Raw genomic sequence first — 20,653 nt, 5'->3', positions numbered from 1 at the left:
GTACCTATTTTATAATTTAACTATAGATTTATAAAAGAAACAATAAGAAATATAAAAATTATAGCAACTACTTTTATAAAAAAGTAACTTGCTTTTGACAAGTAATAGACATTATATATTCTTATATAAGAACTTTTTAAATATTGGTTTTTACAAGAATTAGTATCTGATTTCTTATTTTAAAAAACGATAAAAACCTCTATATAATTACAAAAAAATAGTTAGGATGAAAGATATCTATTGAAATTAACAAATGCAAATTTGTACAAAATTTTTTTTATTTAGCACTTTCTTGCTTCAATTAAGTCGAGTTTATAGTTATTTAATGTATTTTAAATTATTGATATTTGTATTTTTAATAATATACAAATTATAAATATAGTTATATTTTATAGTTTAATATAAGGTTTTTTCTTTAACTTTAGAAGTGGATTCTACAATAATAGTTATTTTGTAAAAATAAACAACTTAGAAAAGAAACTCATCGAAGATTTAAATGAATAAACACAAATTATATTAAAAATAAATTATTGAATTTTTTAGTTTCAATATTCTTAAGATGTTATTTATGTAGAGGTTATGGTAAAGCAACCCCCACATTTTGATCATAACAAGAAAACTTTTCTAGATCCTCAGGTGTATCTATATTACTATTTGGTATATTATTTATTACTGTTACATAAATCTTTTCTCCGTGCCATAAAACACGAAGTTGTTCTAGAAGTTCAATGTTTTCTAATGGACTAGTAGACCAACTAATATACTGTCGCAAAAAAGCAGCACGATAACCATAAAGCCCAATGTGCCTGAGTAAATTATATGAAAAATGTTCGCGTTCTGGGTAAAATCTTTCTCGACGCCAAGGAATATATGCTCTGGAGAAATACAGGGCATGATTTTTTGAGTTAATAACAACTTTTACTACATTAGGGTTGTATGCTTCTTCTTTAGTCGTAATAGGTGAAGCTAACGTAACCATATCAGCTTTATTTCTATCTACATCACGTGCTATTTGATGGATAATTTTTGGAATAATAAAAGGTTCATCACCCTGTACATTGACGATGATCTGATCGTTGGAAAAATGATAACGTTCAACAACTTCATATATTCTCTCAGTACCAGATTGATGATCTAATCGAGTTAAGCATACTTCTCCTCCAGCACGTTCAACAGTTTCTGCTATCGATTGATGATCCGTAGCAACAATAACACGATCAGCTCCAGAAGCTTGTGCTTGTTCCATCACTCGAACAACCATAGGTTTCCCGTTTATATCAGCTAAAGGTTTCCCTGGAAAGCGACATGCAGCAAAGCGAGAAGGTATAATGGCGATAAAATTCATGAATGTATCTCATTTGTAAAGATTTATATGAACTTGACCGTTTAATAAAGTAACTACAATCTTATATAATTTATAAGAAGTGTTATAAAACAAGTAGCATAAATTTTTAATTTGTTTAAGTTTGATTTACCGTGAAAGAACGAAATAACGAATATCTTAATAAGATATACTCTTATTAGATAGATGTTCGATGGAATATAAAATATCCGAAATAATATCATAATGCTATAAAACAAAAAATATTTAATATTAAAAAAAATTAAACTTATTAAGAGTTGAAAAGAATGTGTTTTTTTGTTTTATCTAGCTGTTTGTTATAAGGGTAATTATATTTATTTTATATAGATTGAAATTTATTATAATAATATTTTTTTTATAATTTATTATTAATAATAAATTTGCGTTAAGCGTTTTCGTAAATTGATAATACTATTTTGTTATGATAGTATATTTTTCACACTAAAATATTTTTTTAATTGTAATTAAAATTACAATATTAAGCTCAATGAATTATTTACAAGGCAATTTTGAAGTATTCTTTTTTTTTATATTTAGTTTTTTAATATTTTATTTTTTCTAATTATTTTAATATTAAAAAATATTATTTGTTCTTATCTGAAAGAATAATCGATTTTTTAAATTATTTTTTATCGTGAATATTTTTATATGATCTATTATAGATAATAATAGAAAATTATCGGTTAGTACAGTATTGATTGTATTTAATGATTATAGTTTATACAGGTTGTAATAATTTTATTAAACTTATCATAAATACTTTTAATATATTAAAATATTTTGTATCATTGTTTTAAATCAGGGATATTATATTTCACCAAAATAATACACTCAGTGTATTTTCTATAAATAAAAAACATTAAATCAGCATTTTGATCTACTTTACTCATTAAATGTATTTTATTTATTGTCTTTGCTTTAAAAAGTAAATGTAAGAAAAACTAATATTTTAATTAGAAGCAATTAGTATCTACAATATATATATCTAACATTGCTTCATATAAATATCTACTTTTATTTGATATTATTTTAATATTTATCTCTATTAAATATAAATTGAGATCAACAAGAACGATTTATTTATAATACTAAATTATGTTACAATATATTCAAGGATTTTTCTTAAAAATAGATTAAATATTAAATAAGAAATGTACGATATCACCATCATTTATTATATATTCTTTCCCCTCCAAGCGCATTTTACCAAATTCTTTTGCCCCCTTTTCTCCTTTATAAATAATAAAATCAGAAAAAGAAATAATCTGAGCACGGATAAAGCCTTTTTCGAAATCAGTGTGTATTTTTCCTGCTGCTTGCAATGCGGTAGAGCTAATTGGAATAGTCCAGGCTCGAACCTCTTTAATTCCTGCTGTGAAATAGGTTTGTAGTCTAAGAAGTTTGTAACCAGCTCGAATTAAGTGTTCTAAACCACTTTTTTTAAGACCGAGTTCTTTTATAAATTCTTTTCGTTCTTTTTCTTCAAATTCAGCAATCTCAGATTCAATTTGAGCAGATATCACAATTATTGCTGCATTTTCATGTGCTGCAATCGTCCGTACTTCATCAAGATAGGGATTGTTGATGTAATCATAACTGTTGACGTTTGCTAAATACATCGTCGGTTTCAACGTCAAGAGGTTGAGAAAAGATATGGCATTTCTTTCTTTAGAAGACAAATCAAGCGTACGAAGAGCTCTAGAATTATTTAAGTGAAAAAGGCATTTCTCTAACGCTAATATTTTTACATTGATATCACTCTCTCGAGCCTTGGTTTTCTTCATCCGAAAAATAGCACGCTCACATGATTCTATATCAGATAAAGCTAGTTCGGTGTTGATAATGTTAATATCTTCTGTAGGGCAAATTTTATTGGAGACATGAATAATTTCCTTATTTTCAAAACAACGGACAACATGACACAAAGCGTCGGTCTCACGAATATTAGCTAAAAATTTATTACCTAAACCTTCTCCATGAGAAGCACCTTTAACTAAACCAGCGATATCAAAAAATTTCATGGTTGTTAAAACTGTACGCTTAGGTTGGACGATTTTTTCTAATTGTTCAATGCGTTGATCAGGTACAGGAACAATGCCGACATTTGGTTCGATCGTGCAAAATGGGAAATTAGCTGTCGCAACCTTCGTGTGTGTTAACGCGTTAAATAAGGTCGATTTTCCTACGTTAGGTAATCCAACAATACCGCATTTGAATCCCATGTTTTACCTTAAAATATTAATGTTATTAAAATATTTGTAGTTATAATACTTTATTAAAGTAGTTTAGATAAAATATATGTGTAGGCTTATCGCGAAGATATCAATAGCGGGCGATAAGCATGTAAGCGATTCATGGCCTTCATTAGATTTTGAAGTATAAGAATTTTAGTGCAAATTATCGCTTCATCAATAACTCCATTAATTATTTGACGTTCTAGTTTAGGTGGTTTCTCAAGCACAAAACGTATGACTTTGTTTTTTTGATCTGGTCGACCAATTCCAATCCGTAAACGGTAAAATAGATTATTCCCATTTAGAGAAGAGATGATATCTTTAATACCATTATGACCGTTATGGCTACCTCCTAATTTCAAAGAGGCGCGACCAGGTAATAAATCAAGCTCATCATGTGCAACTAAAATATATTCCGGATCTATATGGTAAAATCTAGCTATAGCCGCTACTGATTTTCCGCTCAAATTCATAAAAGTCGTAGGTAGTAACAAGCGGATATTTTGATTAATTAACGTGATTTGAGTCGTATAACCATAGAATTTTTTTTCTTTTTTTAATGTTTTACCGTACTGTTTAGCTAGTAACTCTAAATACCAAGCACCAGCATTATGTCGGGTTGTTTTGTATATATCTTGTGGATTAGATAATCCTACAATTAACTTTATTGTCATATTTAATTTTTTAGTGTGCGATATGAAGCTTTTCTATATCTTTTGTTTACTAAAACGAAATAAATAGAAAAAATTCTATATTATTAAAACGTAATTATAGTTTATATATTTTAGGATTGAAGTTATTTAATATTTCTTTTATTTTAAAGTTAAAAATAGATTTGCGTAATAAAAAATATTTAAACAAAGCGTTTAAAACGTTCTATTATCAATAGATAAGCAATTTTTTATTAAAAGAAAAATTGAGATTACATAGTGATATTTTAACTATGTAATTGTAAGTTTTTTATTATGAACATGTATAGGTTTTTTTATTTCCTTCTTTGAGATGTTTTATGTTGTGAATTTTATGAACGTTTTGATCTAATTTAAGATGATCACCTCATTATAAGGTGAATTAAAATATTTTAATTTAATCATATTAAGATGATTTATATTTTAATAAAAAATAGTGATAAACGTTCTCATTTATTAGAAAAACTTCTAATTGTTTATATTATTATTAAATAATAATTTTATTAATTATGTATTTATAAATGTATTATAAAAAAAGTTTAACCTAATAATATTATAGCATTTAATTCTATATTTAAAAACCTCTTTAATAAAAAAATGCTTATTTTATTACATATAATTATAGAGTATTTGCTGCATACAATATATCCTTATTTTGGGAATGTATTGCGTTTAATTAAATTGATAAGGTTGAATTAATTAGAATCTCCACTCTAATAGATTAATAATAACGAGAGTTGTAATGGATCATCCGAGTACTAAATTTGTAGCTTAACGATTTTATATGTTTTACCAAACAATCTTTTTTGTAAAAAATAAGGATAAGTGTTGTAAGAATATATGTTTAAAGATTGATGTTGATTGAATTTTATTATAAATACATTAAATTTTGAAGTTAAAACTTTAAGATAAGTTGAGATTTGCAAATATATTATGATATAACAATATCGAATATATTATAATCTGTAATTAATTTTTAAAAGTATAAACTTATGATAAAATAATCATCACTACTTAATAAATTAAGATTGGATTTACTAGTCTAGTTGTGATAGTGCGAAGAATGATACTAAAATTATCGATATATAAATTTAGGTTATAAAAAACATAAGTTAAAATTATCCAAAGAATTTAAAATAGTGATTTTTTAAACAAAAAAAAACACAGTAAAAATTATTAATTCTTCTTTATAATATTAATATGCATAAAATGCAATATTATGTTTTTTTTATTGTGTAGTTTCAATTTGAAAGAGATTTCAAGATAATATAATAAAAAATTATGTGTTGATTAGAGTATTTCTTAGAAACTAAAAAAATATTTTTTTATTTAAACGTTTGTTATAAAAGTATATTTTCTATTCCTAGTTTAAGGTAACAACTAGTTAAAATCAGCACAACAACATAACAATTTAACAAAAATCTATAATTAAAAAATTAGTTATAATTAAAATAGTTTATTTTTGATTAAAATAGTTTAATAAATGTGACTAATAACTGTTAAGTAAGTATTATCATAATTAATTAATTATAATAAAGTTTTTCCGCACCATCTTCTAGAGTATCTTACCCATCTTAACTTTTTTAAAAGAAAAAAATCTTTTGTTAATCAGGACTATTTAAAATGAGTCACCCAATTGTATTTAGTGGTATGCAGCCATCTGGAAAACTCACTATTGGAAATTATATTGGTGCATTACGTCAATGGGTGAAGATACAAGATGAATATAATTGTTTCTATTCTATTGTTGATCTGCACGCTATTACGGCTTATCAAATTCCTAACAAATTAAGTCAGGCAACGTTAGATACGACAGCTATTTATCTAGCGTGCGGAATTGATCCCAGTAAAAGTGTAGTTTTCGTTCAATCACATGTGCCTGAGCATACTCAACTTAGCTGGTTGCTCAATTGTTATACTTATGTTAGTGAGCTTAACCGAATGACTCAATTTAAATATAAATCAGCTTGTCATACTGCTAATATTAATGCTGGTTTATTTGATTATCCAGTATTGATGGCGGCAGATATTTTGCTTTATCAAACCAATCAAGTCCCGGTGGGAGAAGATCAGAAACAGCATCTTGAGCTAAGCCAGGATATTGCTAAACGATTTAATTCGCTTTATGGAAATATTTTTACTATTCCGCAACCATGTATTCCTACATCCGGTGCACGAATAATGTCATTGCTAGATCCATTAAAAAAGATGTCTAAATCTGATAATAACAGCAATAATCTTATTCTTCTTTTAGAAGAACGTAAGTCTATCTTTAAAAAGATTAAACAGGCCGTAACTGATTCTGATGTACCAGCAATAGTGCAGTATGATCCTGTTGCGAAACCAGGAATATCAAATTTGCTAAACATTTTATCAGGTATAACAGGTTCTTCAGTAGAAAGATTAGAACAGGAATTTGCTGGAAAAATGTATTACTATCTAAAATCTGTTGTAGCTGATACATTATGGGAGATGCTAAGTGGACTACAGGCCCGTTACTACATATTTCGTGATGATGAAGCATATTTACGTAATATATTACAAGATGGAGCGGAGAAAGCTAGAGTTAAAGCGAGTATAACTTTGAAAAAAGTCTATGAAGTTATCGGTTTTATTTCTAATAAAATATAATTTTTTTGTTCTGTAATATTTATATATTTTATTAGCGAGATATATACACCGTTTCTTTAGATAAGTAAAAACTTTGGTGTGTTGTTTTAGCTTTATCGTAAAATTACAAAAGTAATAACCATGCCTGGTTGAACATAATAGTGCTTATATTATCTCTGATATTTTTTAAAAAAATTAATAAAATTGTTTATATAATTATTATTAACGTTGTAATTTTAATATTGTATTTAATTATATTATTAAATAATATTTAATTGTTTTAATTATAATTAATGTTAAAATAATTTAGAAAAAATCGATTTCATTTAGATGAAATTCAATTTTTTTATAATTAAGAAGTATGTTAATAGTTTATTTTTAATAATGTATTTAAAATAAATTAACTATGATTTATTTTTTAAAGATGAGCTCAATGTGGTTGTTTTTAATGTAAACTCAAACACAGTTTTTTTACTGACCTATGCTTCGATTGCTATCGTGCTAGATGAAAAAATATTTATAGGGTTAGATCCTAAAATGTTGATATGAAGAACTTGATATGAAATAAAAAGCATGCACTCATAATGAAAGAACAAACAGATTTATTAAACCATAAATCTATAGATTGATAAGAAATGCATTAAAAAGTACAATATAAAAATACAGATTATTCTAGTGTAGATCTCGAGATCTAATGAGATATTTTAGATATTCTTTACAACTAATACATAAATATTTTTATGGCTTAGTGATGTTGTGAACATCGATATAACCAGCTTAAAACTGTACAATAACAAAATTTTTTTAATCAAAAATTGTAATATTTTTGATAAAATTCATTTAATTTTTTTTAAATTTTTATAAAAAATTGAGAAGAAAATTATGGATTTTAACATCAGTTGTATAATTAATCTATAGCCTTATCAAACCAATCTTCTTTTTTGTTGGGTTTTAAGCTTGTATATAAATTAAATTAAACTGTTTATAGAGACGTTCTGCAAGAATTTTTTATTCTTCCGCTCTAGAATAGGAGCAATCTTATATCATTAATAAAAGTCATAAATCTTACCGTTAACAATTATTTTGACTATTTTACGGTATTCATTAAGAAGATTCTAAATACAACAACAATTGTTACATACACTGTGATAAAATTTAATTACATTATTTATATGTTTTCAACATACATATTATGAGTTAATAAAGCAACTTTATTAAAGATTTAAGTTATTTTAAGGGGTTGTACCCAGGCTAGTTTATTTTTAAAAAAATGGAATATAATACTATTCATGGTAATAGTAGTTTTATAAAGTTTCAGTTCTGATCATCTAATTAGGGATGATTAGAGGATAAATATACATAACAGACGAAAATATTTTTTTATTTAAGAGATTAGTTCGAATAAGGATTTTTAATAGAAAAAATTAGATTAATATAGATCTTTTAAAAGTAAAAATTTATTTCATTTATTTAAAAATAATAGAATGTTCTATAATATGAATTCGTAATTACTAAACATGAAGATATTTTTTTAATTAAAAATATTCATAGAATGCTCTTTAAATGATAAAAAAATATTTTCTTAAATAAAATCTTGGTGATTCTAAAATATAAAAAAAATAAACCCTTTAAATATGTTAAATAATATATTATTATTTTTAGTTAAGTAAAACCGATAGTCATAAAAAAGATAAAAAACGCCGGGATTAAACGTTTCCGGCGTAGGGCAAGATTAATTATTTATTTAACAATAAACGTGCTTGTTTTATAATGTTTTCTATTGTAAAACCAAATATTTCAAATAATTTTTCTGCTGGTGCTGATTCACCAAAGCTATTCATACCTATGATCTTTCCATCAAATCCAACATATTTATGCCAAAAATCAGCGATGCCAGCTTCGATCGCAATCCGGAATTTTACTGCTTTCGGTAGCACTAATTCACGATAAGTAGCGTCTTGTGCATCAAAAATATCGGTAGAGGGCATAGATACAACTCGTATTTTATAACCTTCAGTCTGTAATTGTTTATGGGCCTTTACCGCTAGCTCTACTTCCGATCCGGTCGCAATCAAGATTAGCTCTGGTTTATTTCCGAAGCAATCTTTTAAAACATATCCGCCTTTGGTTATATTCTCCAACTGTTCTTCTGTTCGATCTTGTTGTTTTAGGTTTTGACGAGATAAAATAAGCGCAGTAGGACCATTGGTTTTTTCAATCGCGTTTTTCCAGGAAACCGCAGTTTCTACTTGATCACATGGACGCCAAACACTTATATTTGGTATTAAGCGCAAGCTAGCTAACTGTTCTATCGGTTGATGAGTCGGTCCGTCTTCACCTAAACCAATAGAATCGTGAGTATAAATCATAATATGGCGGGTTTTCATTAACGCAGCCATACGTACTGCATTACGTGCATAATCAACAAACATTAAAAATGTAGCGGTATAAGGTAAAAAACCACCATAATGAGCTATCCCGTTAGCGATAGCGGTCATAGCAAATTCGCGTACCCCATAATGAATGTAATTACCATCTTTATTATCAGAAATAGATGTAGATCTCGAAGAAATTGTTAAATTACTTGGTGATAGATCTGCAGATCCACCTATTAGTTCTGGTAGAATAGTACAAAAGGAATTTAGTGTATTTTGACTAGCTTTTCGGGTCGCAATATTTTGCGGTTGATCTTGGAATCTTTTGATGATACCTTGAATTTCCATCTTCCAATTTAAGGGTAATTCATTTTTTATACGGCGTTTAAACTCACTTGCCATTTTTGGAAAATCTTTTTCGTACGCACTAAATCTATCATTCCAAATCTTTTCTTTCTTTTCCCCTGCTTCTGTAGCATCCCAATGTTGGTAGATTTCATCTGTAATGATGAATGGTTCATCATTCCATCCTAGTGCTTTTCGGGTAGCGGTAATCTCGTCTTTTCCTAAAGGGGCGCCATGAGCCAAACAGGTTCCAGCTTTCGTTGGCGCACCAAACGCGATGATTGTTTTACATATTAATAGGGATGGTTTATCAGGAAATAAGAGTGTTTGCTCAATGGCTTCTTTAATAGAATGACTATCATGACCATTTACATCGCGTATAACATGCCAGCCATAAGATTCAAAGCGCGTAGCAGTATTATCATTAAACCAACCTTTTATGTTACCGTCAATAGAGATACCATTATCGTCATAGAAGGCTGTTAATTTTCCTAACTTCATTGTCCCTGCGAGAGAACAAGCTTCATGCGAAATGCCTTCCATCATGCAGCCATCACCAAGAAAAACATAGGTGTTGTGATTAATAATCTCATGACCTTCACGGTTAAATTGTGCAGCTAGTGTCCGCTCACTAATAGCGAACCCCACTGCATTAGCAAGTCCTTGTCCCAAAGGGCCTGTGGTGGTTTCTACTCCAGGGGTATAACCATACTCAGGATGTCCCGGTGTTTTAGAATATAACTGACGAAATTTTTTTAAGTCTTCTATTGACAGATTATATCCAGTAAGATGTAACAAGCTGTATAGCAGCATGGATCCGTGACCATTGGAGAGTACAAAGCGATCTCGATTAACCCATGTTGGATTAGATGGATTATGATTCATATAATTTCGCCAAAGAACTTCCGCAATATCCGCCATGCCCATTGGCGCGCCTGGATGACCAGAATTAGCTTTTTCTACAGCATCCATACTTAACACACGAATAGTATTAGCTAATATTTGTTTTGATAGCATTCTATGCTCCAGAGGTTACAGGTTTTTTGCTATAAGATTTTCTAAGCTTTCTTGGTCAATTGCGAATTGGCGAATACCTTCTGCGACTTTTTCGACGGCCATGGCATCTTGGTTATGCTCCCATCGGAATTCTGATTCAGACATTGGTGATGGTTGATGAAGACTCTTAGGTAAAGGAGATAGTTTACGCTCAACGTTTCCGAATGTATTTTGTAATAAATTCAGAAGAGGAGGAGTGATCGTCAAACAATCGCAACCAGAAAGAGCTAAAATTTGATCTATGTTGCGAAAGCTAGCACCCATGACAACTGTTTGGTAACAGTGTTGTTTATAATAATTATAGATTTTTTTTAAAGACATCACCCCTGGATCTTCGTTTACCATATAAGGTTTAAGAGATTTTCGTTGACTGTACCAATCATAAATTCGACCTACAAAAGGTGAAATTAAATAAACTTTAGCTTCTGCACAAATACGGGCTTGGGCGAAAGAGAAAACTAGAGTTAAATTGCAATTGATGCCTTCTTTTTCTAGTTCTTCAGCTGCTTTAACACCTTCCCAGGTTGCAGCTATTTTTATCAAAATTCGAGCTTTATCGATTTTTTGATCTCGATATAAAGAAATCAATTTTCTGGCTTTAGCTACGCAAAGGTTTCGGTTGAACGAAAGGCGTGCGTCTACCTCGGTAGAAACGCGACCTGGTATGTTTTTTAAAAGTTCTACACCGATATTAACTGCTAAGTGGTCAGAAGCGTTAACAAGTTGGGTGTTATGTGTTCCACCTTGTTTTTTAGCATATTTTATTGCGGACTCAAAAAGATTTTTGTAACAACTTAAGTTAGCGGCTTTTAAAATTAGAGAGGGGTTAGTAGTCGCATCTTGTGGAGCATAATGGCGGATAGATTCGATATCTCCACTGTCAGCCACGACACTGGTAAATTGTTTTAAACCTTCTAATTGGTTCATTGATTTATTTCCTTAAATAAAAAAAACTGTTACATGTATAAGTAAAGTTTGTTATTAATAATTATATTATATTAAGCAAGACTTATCATTGATGTAGGAATTTTAATTTTATTTAAAATGATCTATTCATCTGTTGTACGAATTACTTTATCTTATTTTAATTACTTCAATAACAAATAACCTGTTTAAATATTTATTTATTATAATATATTATATCATATATTGTATGTTGTATAATTTATATAAATTGTTTAAGCTGTTTTTTTTAATGTCTATATTTACCAGATAATATATATTTTGATAATGGAATGTGGTGAAAAAATTTCTAAAATTTGAATTTTTATTAAGATAATAAAATTTTATCACTATAATCATGATAGGTATTGATGATGATTAATCATTAATTGTTACATTGGTTTCTGTTATTAATATTATACATGTTTATCTGTGTTTGCAGGTTTTTAGATTATTTTTACCTAGTGTTATGATATTAATCATAATATACAAAATTACTATAGTTGTATCTATAGAGGCATTTTTTCCAAAATAATAAAAATATATTTTTATCTATTAGAGATCTTATTATAGAAAGATGTTGTAATAAAAACGAGATAAAAAATCTCATTAAAATTTTGATCTAACTATTTTGTATTAAAACTAGATTAAATTGGATACATTTCAGGGAGTAGCTAAAGATAAGATTTTTTTTTATTGTTATAATGACTGGTTTTTTTCAATGAAAGATGGATGTTTCTAGTTGTTATTAACTGCAGTTACTTAGAACAGAAAGTATAGAAATAAAGTTTATTAGATTAATGGGGGGGGGAGGATAAATCTTTAAAAAAATAGCCAGTATGTATTATATTTGTTAATATCAATGATTAATAAAAAATAATTTTCTAGAAAAATAAAGATTAGATTAGTACTACAAATAAAAGACTATTCCTAAGAAATGAAAAATCAATTGATTTCTTTGATAGGTTTTTAAAAACTTATGAACATTAGGGCGTTATAGATATTATTTATTATTTAATTTTAGTGATAAATGAGAAGATTTATTTAAAGTAGATGTTTTTTTTGATCAAGAATTTTTAATCAATCCTAAAAAAAATAGGTAAGTATAATTTTAATTAAAAATGTAAAATACATATTTTTAGTTGAAAACCCTTATTGATATTTGGGGAAATTGTAGTTTTAATTACATTTTAATGTAATTGACGTGAATTAATTTTTACTAGCAAAAGAACAGTTAAAATATAATTTTGTGTGATAACCTCAAGAAAGTTTTTCCTTGACGGTAGAATTAAAATAATAATTTTAAACATGTCCATAGTGTAACAATACAGGTTGTTATCCTAGTGACATGTAGATAATTAATCTATATAGATATATCTAATTTTTTAGATAAAACGAGTAATAGAGGTTCATTTCGTTAGTTAAAAATTTCAATTTGCTCATAATGTAATTTGCTGTTAAAGAATTTATGTTTCTATTAATTTTCAAAAAACATATTTGTATAAATAATATTAGTTTTTATACCAAATATATGTTGACCATAAGATTCGATTGTATACTATATTTATTTTTATTCTTTTATCGATCGAATTAAATATATGTACAAACTGTCACTATTTATGGTGTTGTATTGTAGTTAAGAAGATTTCTGTCTTAAACTTTAATTTTTAATGTTGCTAGATCTGTAAATCATAGTAGTATAATAAAATCTAATAATATTATAGGTGTTGAATAAATTAAATAAATAAATGCTGGAGGATATAAGTGCGATCGCTTGTTTATTCTATAGAGCCTTCTTTTCTTTTAAATTATCTAAGGCCTTTTCCCATTTTCACTGCAAAACATAGTTTCATCGGAGGTCTTATGATGGCAAGTAAATTTAGCATAGGGCAGCAAGTTCGGCATAAATTATTAGGATACCTTGGAGTGATTATTGATGTAGATCCGGAGTATTCGTTAGATAAGCCTTCCTTGGATGATATCGCGGCTGATAATAGCCTTCGAAGCTCTCCATGGTATCATGTGGTGATGGAAGATGAGGAGGGAAAACCAGTTCATACCTATCTAGCTGAAGCCCAGATAGCTTATGAAGCTTTCTCAGTTCATCCTGAACAGCAGACATTAGATGAGTTAGCTGAATCTATTCAGTTACAGCTACAAGCGCCACGCTTACGAAACTAAATAACATGCTGCGCGATGGCGCGCAGTTTATTTTTTTTATTAAAATTTTTTATAGAATAAAATTAATATTTAATTAAATTAATTTAATTAAAGTTAAATCAAAATCTGAATGTTTTTTTAATTAAAGGAATTTAGAGAAAAAGTATTAATTACATTTTTAAATTTCTATTTTTATTAAAAATATCTTGTTTTTTTAGACTACTTCTAATATTACTATTTTTATTATTAATTACCATGAACTTAATTTTTTATACATTATAATTAGTGATCATATATTGTTTTGATGGTATTGTTTTTAAGTTAAGTGTTGCAATTAACTAGTTATGCAAGTTCACTAATTGGTAGTTTTTATTTTAAAATTTGTATTTGCATTAAAGTTGTGCATCTAATTATGTTAACCAATATTATTAAATTATATTTATTTTTTAATAAAGAATTGAGTCTATTGTAAAAGATGAATTGTTTGTTAACTAGAGATATAGTGTTAGTCTATCATATAATATGGTATTGAGTCATCTCTATTACAATACTACATAAGTATTCATTAGTTTTAATAGAAGATTGTTAGTTCTATTTTACCTCTCTATTTTATAAACTTAAGGCGTGTATTTAAGTGGTAATTTTTAACTAACATTATTTTTTTTCTTTATAGTTAAAAAATTTACATTAATATTATAATTCACATAATTCTTTTTTTTTTAATTCATTATTCTATAAAAGATTGTTTCTGTATTACTTGGATTATTCTTATATATAAAGAATTTATGAGCGCATCAAAGATATCACTAACCTATATGTTTATATTTTATTGTTTTTTAAATAGAATTTTCTTTATTCATATATTCAAGTTAGAGTTTTATAACTTTAGTGTAATATTTTCGATGAAATGTTCAGAGTAGATATTTTTAGAAAAAAAATAATGTATTTATATCGTGAAAAAATTTTTCAATATAATCGATCTACCATGTAGGTATCTTGGTTTAACGTTTGAAGTTATAAGTAATTTGTTTATTAAATAACATATTTTTTTAAATTAAGGTATGTTAGGTGTTAATGTGTGAGATTTTATTTAAGGTCATATCTATAGATGTTATCATTTTTATTTGTCATTATAGATTTATCAAATTTAGTTATCCTTGTCATGGGATATTAGTGGTTCATATTTTTTGCTTTATATTACATTGAATTAGATTTTTTTTGATATGATGTTTTATAATAGTTAGAAACTGAGGACTTTAGAAATTGAATAAGATAAAAAATCTTACTATGTTAATTAAGTGAAAAATTTATATTACAGGTTAGAGAATTGATAAAATAATTCTTTTTAACAAAACCCTAAAATACTAAATACAAAATTATTCAATAAAATCATAATGATTAGGGTCGTAAAAATAAATATTTATTTAAAATATATTTTTCTTAAATAGGTCAATAACAATTAATGTTTTGTTTTTAATGCAGATTGAAAAAGGGTAGGTTAATATTTTTTTTAAAGATTCAGTATACTTTTCACAAATGGAATAGTTAACTTGCGTTTAGCGCAAATAGAAGCATGGTCAAGTTGTTCTAGCGCTACCGATAAGGTTCGCATATCTCTTTGCAATCTCTTTAACAGAAAACAACTAACATCTTCTGTTAACTCAAATCCGCGTAATTTTGCTCGCATTTGTAACGCATATCCCTTACCTTCATCGGATAAAGGGTTCAGACGGTAAATTTGTCCCCAATCTAAACGAGATGCTAAATCTGGTAAGTGTAGATTTAATTGTCGAGGAGGGCAGTTACCGCTAATAATAAATCTTGTATAACCAGTTTCTTGAATTCGATTATAGAGATTAAAAATGGCTATTTCCCATGGTAAATCTCCAGCGATATATTCTATATTGTCAATAGTGACAAGAGCTAGTTGCTCCATGCCTTCCAATACTTCCGGGACAAGCCAAGTGCGTTTATCCAGAGGTACATACCCGACGGCTTTATCTTGAGAAGAAAGTTTTGAACATGCAGCATGTAGTAAATGAGTTCGTCCACCTCCTTTACATGACCAAAAATAAAGATAGCTCCCGTGTTTATCGCCAAGTATATCTTGCAGTGCGGACAATAATACATCATTATTGCCGGGATAAAAGCTGGAAAAAGTTTTGTGGTCAGGTAAGTAGAGTGGTAAAGAAAGCTGCATCGGTGTGTTCAAAGATACCTCTTGCTTTCCAAAAGATATAACAGTAAGTTATTTAGAATAAACATACGCGTTAAAACTACATGATATAGATCGTGTGTAGGGGTGACGTTTTTATATACTAGTGTAGTTTTAGATTTCATTAAGATATAGTGATAAGCAGAGTATGAGCATTATGATTTATTTAACCTTAATGTTAAAATCTGGAGCTATTAGTTGTAATACATAAAATGTAGTGATTCTTAAATAAAAGAAATATTTACTTTTATATTAGCAGTTTAAATAGACATTTTAGTAATATTATTGCATAACTACACGTTTAGTAAATAAATATTTTGCATGGATAAGAGTATGATAAGATATTTTGCAAAATAAGATTCTGTGTAGTATTTTAAATACGATTGTTATATTTACTTTTAATGCGCCATGTAAATAGATCAAAATATTTATATCAGTATTTTAACATAATCATTATTTTTTTAATATAAAATTTATAATGATTTTTTTTTAACTTGTATTTCGAAGTAATAAGAATATCTTAATCATTTAAATTTAATTTTTATGTTAAAATATAAATATGATGTTGGTGTTGGTGTTGGTGTTTCTTGACCATTGAGCATTAGTTGTAAATTATTTTAATCATAAATCCAATTATAGAATCTTGCTTCAAAATCATTGAAAGCTTCAATTATCATGAAGTACTCAAGAAATAAATAACTTTCTATAGAGATTGAGAGTCTTTAAGTTAAAAAAAGATTTTTTTATATTGAGCTGTTAATTTAGTGTTTTATAAAAACTATGGTTTAATCTGCTTTTATATAGCAGTAATTATCAGTAAGTCTATTCTAATTAATTTCCGGGTAATATTAAAAAAATATTTTTTGTTATATGAGTAATAATGGATTATAAATACAAGAGTAATTAAATGTTTGTTGTTTTTGCTCAATAAATAGGTTTATATTTCTGCTCATAATTATTTAATTTAAAGTGTACGTATTAACAAAAAGAATAATCTCCAAACTTAAAAAATTAATACTGTTACCATACACTTAGACTAAGTTAGTAAAAAAACTTAAATAGTAGATTCAGGGTATACTAAACTAATCATTTTTTTATAAATTTCTTTTATTTAGTGACAATCCAAGTTTATTTTAATATTTCACGCATGGAATGTTGCTGTAAAAAAAAATAAAAAAATTTAAAATAAGTACATTTGTTATGAGTTTTTCGTTAAAAATAAAATATAAAATTTATTAACATTATACTATGATGGTTAGTTTTTTATAAAAATATTACTTGTTTAATAGCTACACCTTAAAGTTATTAAATTTTTACATTTTTCTTATTTTGCAGGATCATCTTTTAGTTATGTTTAAAAAATTTCGTGGCATATTTTCTAACGACTTATCCATTGATCTAGGTACTGCAAATACTCTAATTTATGTTAAAGGGCAAGGAATTGTCTTGAATGAACCATCTGTTGTTGCTATTCGTCAAGATCGTGCTGGTTCACCTAAAAGCGTTGCAGCTGTAGGCTACGAAGCAAAACAAATGTTAGGACGAACTCCTGGGAATATCGCAGCGATTCGACCGATGAAGGATGGTGTTATCGCAGATTTTTTTGTCACTGAAAAAATGTTGCAGCATTTTATCAAACAAGTTCACAGTAATAGTTTCATGCGGCCAAGTCCACGTGTTCTTGTCTGTGTTCCAGTAGGAGCAACGCAGGTAGAGCGTCGTGCAATTCGGGAGTCTGCACAGGGTGCAGGTGCTCGCGAGGTGTTTTTAATTGAAGAACCTATGGCTTCTGCTATAGGTGCTGGTCTTCCAGTTTCTGAAGCTACGGGATCGATGGTAGTTGATATAGGAGGTGGAACTACTGAAGTCGCTGTTATTTCGCTTAACGGCGTAGTGTATTCATCTTCCGTACGTATTGGTGGTGATCGTTTCGATGAAGCTATTATTAACTATGTTCGTCGTAATTATGGATCTCTCATTGGAGAAGCTACAGCAGAACGGATTAAACATGGTATTGCTTCCGCATATCCAGAGGATGAAGTAAGAGAGATTGAAGTACGTGGTCGTAACTTAGCTGAAGGTGTACCTCGTGGTTTTACATTAAATTCACATGAAATTCAGGAAGCCTTGCAGGAAGCATTAACGGGTATTGTAAGTGCAGTAATGGTGGCATTAGAACAGTGTCCTCCAGAGTTAGCTTCTGACATTTCAGAGCGTGGTATGGTGCTTACCGGAGGTGGTGCGTTATTGCGCAATCTCGATTGCCTCTTGTTAGAAGAAACAGGTATTCCAGTTGTTGTAGCGGAAGATCCATTGACTTGTGTTGCTCGAGGAGGAGGTAAGGCACTAGAAATGATTGATATGCACGGTGGCGATTTATTTAGTGAAGAATAAGAAACTCTTCTTATAAAAGAGGTACTTCCTGTTTGAATACAGAAATAGAAAATCTATGATATACCTCTTTTTTTTAAGGAAAAGCATATTATGAAGCCAATGTTCCTCAGACCTCCGTCATTGCAACTAAGGTTTTTTTTAGCAGTCATGGTAGCTATTACTACCATTATTGCTGATAGCCACTTAGAGGTGTTTATCACACTTCGATCCTATATGGATACGGCTATTAGTCCTTTTTATTTCTTATCAAATACTCCACGTCAAATATTTAATCATTTGTCGAAAATAATAATACCACCTTTTAGGTTAGTTTTAGAAAACGAAGCATTACGTCAGGAGTTGCTAATAAAAAATAGTGATCAGCTATTGTTTGGGCAATATAAGAAAGAAAACGCTCGACTACGTCAGTTGTTGAATTCGCCTTTGAAAACGAATGAAAAAAAGATAGTTGCCCAAGTTATTTCAATTACTAATCACCCCCATAAGGAACAAATAGTCATTGATAAGGGTGTCGATAATGGTGTATATATCGGTCAGCCAGTTATTAGTGATAAAGGCGTTATAGGACAAGTAATTTCTACAAGCAAGTTTACCAGTCGTGTACTTCTAATATGCGATCATTCCCATGCACTTCCTATTCAGGTGCTTCGCAACAATATACGAGTGATTGTTTCGGGTAATAGTTGTAGAGATAATCTACAATTAGAGCGATTACCAATCAACACAGATATTCGTATTGGTGATTTACTTGTGACCTCTGGATTGGGTGGACGTTTTCCAGAAGGATATCCAGTAGCAGTGGTATCTTCAGTTAATATTGACTCTCAACGTGCCTACATGCTTGTTCGAGCTCGCCCTACTGCTGATTTGCGGCGATTGCATTATTTACTATTATTGTGGGATGATAAAATGTGTGATAAAACACATGAATCTTCTGATGTAGTAAATAGGGTGGCAAATAAGAGATTAATGCAAATAATATCTCACTTGCTAGTTTCTAATATGACAAACCATACCACTGCTTAACTTATAAGAAGATCGTTAAATCGTGCGAAGAAATAAGTTTGTTCAAACATTAATTTATTAAAGAAATAAAAAGATAAATATTTTTTATATAAAAGATTAATAGGTAACTTTCTTTAAAAGAAACGATTTTTTATCGCTCTTCATGAATGAGAAAGGGACACTTCTTCTATTTTCAGAAAAAAAAGAATTAAGATGCCAATAGTTTAATTTTTAAAGATCTACTATTCTGAATATGATCGAATAGTTATGAGACAACATAAATGAACGAGTATCACCGTGATAGCGGCTGGACTATTTGGTTTTCATTCCTTGTAGGGATGATTTTACAAATTATTCCTTGGCCTTTTCAAATATGCTTCTTCCTTCCTTTTTGGACAAAGTTGTTGCTTATTTATTGGATTACGGTTTTGCCTCATAGAGTCAACATTAATGCGGCATTTATTCTTGGCTTGATAACAGATATAATATTTGGTATTACAATAGGAATACACGCATTGGCGTTTACTATTCTTTCCTATTTAGCATTATTAAAATTTCACTTATTTCGAAACCTAACTCTTTGGCAACAATCACTTTTAGTATTAATGTTTTCATTAATAACAGATATAATCATATTTTGGGCGCAATTTTTAATAATGAATGTTGAATTTTCTTCGGAAACATTTTGGAATAGTGTAATAGATGGCATATGGTGGTCGTGGATATTTTTAACAATGCAGAAAATACGGCGTAAATTAAGCATGAAATGATTAGATGATGTTTTCTTTAAAAACATTAAATGGTTTTTTTAAAAAAATAATTTTATAAAAATTGATACGTTTGTTGGCTCTATACTGGTATTGTTAGTAATTTTATTTAAATTAATTAATTAAACATTATGTTTCATGTAGAGTTATATGTTTATCTATTAAGAACTTAGAGTTAGAAAGTGATTGTTATACAATACAAATAAATGATTAATTTAATTTTTTATTCCTTGTTGATTTTAAAAAGTTAATTTTAGAAAAATTAGTGTAGTCTATTAATATAGAGAATATTATTTTTCTTCATTTAAGTGTGTAAATATTCAAGATGTATTTTTGTCTTTCAGAATTCTTCTAAATTATAATTTTTTAAAACATTAATGCCTATTAAGTCAAGATAATAAGACGAAAGTAATCGTCATAGTTTTTGCACTTAGTCTAATTAGATATGAGTTTAAAGTTTTTGTGGGAATTTTCTTTCATTTAAAATGGAATAAAATG

11 protein-coding genes are annotated in these 20,653 nt (G+C 28.3%); 5 read left to right on the top strand and 6 right to left on the bottom strand.

What is annotated here, in order from left to right:
* Window positions 1-577: 577 nt before the first annotated feature.
* The 3 genes from kdsB to pth all read right to left on the bottom strand — a co-directional run bounded on the left by kdsB (window position 578) and on the right by pth (window position 4,271).
* A complete protein-coding gene (kdsB, locus tag A35E_RS00555; RefSeq protein ID WP_014888730.1) occupies window positions 578-1,345 on the bottom strand; it encodes a 3-deoxy-manno-octulosonate cytidylyltransferase in 768 nt (255 codons plus the stop codon).
* A 1,151-nt stretch (window positions 1,346-2,496) separates the two neighbouring features.
* Window positions 2,497-3,585, bottom strand: coding sequence for a redox-regulated ATPase YchF (gene ychF, locus A35E_RS00550; RefSeq protein ID WP_014888729.1), 1,089 nt, complete (start codon window positions 3,583-3,585; stop codon window positions 2,497-2,499).
* Window positions 3,586-3,671: 86 nt separating this feature from the next.
* On the bottom strand, window positions 3,672-4,271 hold the full coding sequence (gene pth / locus A35E_RS00545; RefSeq protein ID WP_014888728.1) for an aminoacyl-tRNA hydrolase: 600 nt from the start codon (window positions 4,269-4,271) through the stop codon (window positions 3,672-3,674).
* A gap of 1,638 nt (window positions 4,272-5,909) precedes the next feature.
* On the opposite strand from pth, the gene trpS reads away from it, so the two are divergent.
* The gene (gene trpS / locus A35E_RS00540) at window positions 5,910-6,917 is read left to right on the top strand and encodes a tryptophan--tRNA ligase (protein WP_014888727.1); all 1,008 of its coding nucleotides are present in this window, start codon (window positions 5,910-5,912) and stop codon (window positions 6,915-6,917) included.
* Window positions 6,918-8,632: 1,715 nt separating this feature from the next.
* On the opposite strand, the gene tkt is transcribed toward trpS, so the two are convergent.
* Window positions 8,633-10,633 (bottom strand): transketolase, encoded by a 2,001-nt coding sequence (tkt, locus tag A35E_RS00535; protein WP_014888726.1) that lies wholly within the window; start codon window positions 10,631-10,633, stop codon window positions 8,633-8,635.
* Window positions 10,634-10,648: 15 nt separating this feature from the next.
* Entirely contained in the window at window positions 10,649-11,599 is a 951-nt protein-coding gene (gene tal, locus A35E_RS00530; protein ID WP_014888725.1) for a transaldolase, read from the bottom strand.
* Window positions 11,600-13,477: 1,878 nt separating this feature from the next.
* Between tal and hspQ the strand changes: the two genes are divergently transcribed.
* On the top strand, window positions 13,478-13,795 hold the full coding sequence (gene hspQ, locus A35E_RS00525; RefSeq protein WP_044105175.1) for a heat shock protein HspQ: 318 nt from the start codon (window positions 13,478-13,480) through the stop codon (window positions 13,793-13,795).
* Between the two features lie 1,489 nt (window positions 13,796-15,284).
* On the opposite strand, the gene hda is transcribed toward hspQ, so the two are convergent.
* Complete coding sequence (hda, locus tag A35E_RS00520; RefSeq protein ID WP_044105174.1) at window positions 15,285-15,974, bottom strand: DnaA inactivator Hda; 690 nt, start codon at window positions 15,972-15,974, stop codon at window positions 15,285-15,287.
* Between the two features lie 1,365 nt (window positions 15,975-17,339).
* Between hda and mreB the strand changes: the two genes are divergently transcribed.
* The 3 genes from mreB (at window position 17,340) to mreD (ending at window position 20,158) form a co-directional block, all read left to right on the top strand.
* Entirely contained in the window at window positions 17,340-18,383 is a 1,044-nt protein-coding gene (gene mreB, locus A35E_RS00515; RefSeq protein WP_014888722.1) for a rod shape-determining protein MreB, read from the top strand.
* A gap of 90 nt (window positions 18,384-18,473) precedes the next feature.
* The gene (gene mreC / locus A35E_RS00510; RefSeq protein ID WP_014888721.1) at window positions 18,474-19,409 is read left to right on the top strand and encodes a rod shape-determining protein MreC; all 936 of its coding nucleotides are present in this window, start codon (window positions 18,474-18,476) and stop codon (window positions 19,407-19,409) included.
* A 260-nt stretch (window positions 19,410-19,669) separates the two neighbouring features.
* Window positions 19,670-20,158: a rod shape-determining protein MreD gene (mreD, locus tag A35E_RS00505; RefSeq protein ID WP_014888720.1), complete on the top strand. Its 489-nt coding sequence runs from the start codon at window positions 19,670-19,672 to the stop codon at window positions 20,156-20,158.
* Window positions 20,159-20,653: the final 495 nt, after the last annotated feature.

It is taken from the genome of secondary endosymbiont of Heteropsylla cubana, assembly GCF_000287355.1.
GTDB lineage: Bacteria > Pseudomonadota > Gammaproteobacteria > Enterobacterales > Enterobacteriaceae.
The sequence above is the reverse complement of the archived record's forward strand: the minus strand, read 5'-3'. Positions and strand labels throughout refer to the sequence as shown.